The sequence below is a fragment of the Rheinheimera sediminis genome (assembly GCF_004005375.1).
Taxonomy (GTDB): domain Bacteria; phylum Pseudomonadota; class Gammaproteobacteria; order Enterobacterales; family Alteromonadaceae; genus Pararheinheimera.
In genome coordinates this window covers 1-1,184 of record NZ_RZUF01000070.1, presented here as the reverse complement: position 1 = coordinate 1,184, position 1,184 = coordinate 1, and the positions used below count along the sequence as shown (strand labels likewise).

General features: G+C 47.0%; 2 protein-coding genes. Both read left to right on the top strand.

Annotation, left to right across the window (positions count from 1 at the left end):
* Positions 1 to 137: 137 nt before the first annotated feature.
* Complete coding sequence (locus tag EMM73_RS19780) at positions 138 to 749, top strand: nucleotidyltransferase domain-containing protein (RefSeq protein WP_127688478.1); 612 nt, start codon at positions 138 to 140, stop codon at positions 747 to 749.
* Positions 706 to 1,140: a HEPN domain-containing protein gene (locus EMM73_RS19775; RefSeq protein WP_127688477.1), complete on the top strand. Its 435-nt coding sequence runs from the start codon at positions 706 to 708 to the stop codon at positions 1,138 to 1,140. Before EMM73_RS19780 ends, EMM73_RS19775 begins: the two co-directional genes overlap by 44 nt.
* The last annotated feature ends 44 nt before the right edge of the window (positions 1,141 to 1,184 follow it).

The window sequence follows — 1,184 nt, the reverse complement described above, 5'->3', positions numbered from 1 at the left end:
TTTCAGAAACGGCAAGCTGTTTTTCGGGACTTTTAGCAAGCTATCCTTGAGGGGCTGATTACTCAATTACCGACAAATTGACGAATGAAGCCTAAAAGGCTACATTCGTAGCTTATTTGGCTTCATTTGGTGCTGCTGTGTCTGCTCTTACGGATTTACTGTTTACCGGTTACCGCCGTCAGGTGTTGGGTTTGTTATTACTTAAACCCGACGAGGCTTGGCATGTACGCGAAATTGCCCGTTTAACTGATACTCAACCCGGCACATTGCATAAAGAGTTAACGAAGTTGGCACAGGCGGGCATTTTGAAGAAAACACAGCAAGGGAATCAGCTGTGTTATCAGGCCGATACCAGCTGCGTGGTGTATGAAGAACTCGCCAGTATTCTGCGTAAAACTACAGGTTTGGCTGATGTGTTACGGCAGGCTTTGTTGCCTGTATCGGATCAACTGCAGTGTGCTGCAGTCTTTGGTTCAGTCGCCAGCGGCAAAGCGACAGCCAGCAGTGATATTGACCTGCTGCTGGTGGGTGAACTGAGTTTTGTTGATGCAGTGAAGAGCCTGTATCCAGCGCAGCAACAGCTTGGCCGTGAGATCAATCCTAAACTATATTCAGTAGCCGAATGGCAGAAAGCGCTGGCGGAGCAATCCGGTTTTATCCGTGAATTGCTGGCTAATCCGCTACTGATGATCGCAGGAGACAAGGATGACCTTAGACAATCTGATTGGCAAACTGCTGGAACGCATTAACCCCGATAGCTCCGCTATTCAGCGGCTGCTAGAAGCTGCACAACGCAATATTAAAGATGCAGAGTTGATTGGGCTGAGTAATGAAAACCGCTTTGATGCTGCATACAAAGCCATTATGCAACTGGCAAATGCTGCACTGCAGGCTGCTGGATTTCGAACCCTTACCAGTAAACCTGGCCACCATCAAACCATGCTGCAATCTTTAGTAAAAACTGTGGGTATAGAGACAGACAGGCTTATAGTGCTGGACGCTTTGCGTAAACAACGTAATGTTGCTGATTATTCTGGCGATCTGGTTGAAGACGCTGCCGTCGCAGAGTGCATCAAACAGGCCAAAGAACTGTTGGTTTTGGCGCAAGATTACTTAACCAGAAACGTCAAACAGAACTAAACTGCCAAACTTTCTTTTCCGGCAACTTATCTATGGTTGTAACT

Coding starts and splice junctions, on each gene's coding strand:
- EMM73_RS19775 (WP_127688477.1), top strand. CDS start 706: ATGACCTTAGACAATCTGATTGGCAAACTGCTGGAACGCATTAACCCC.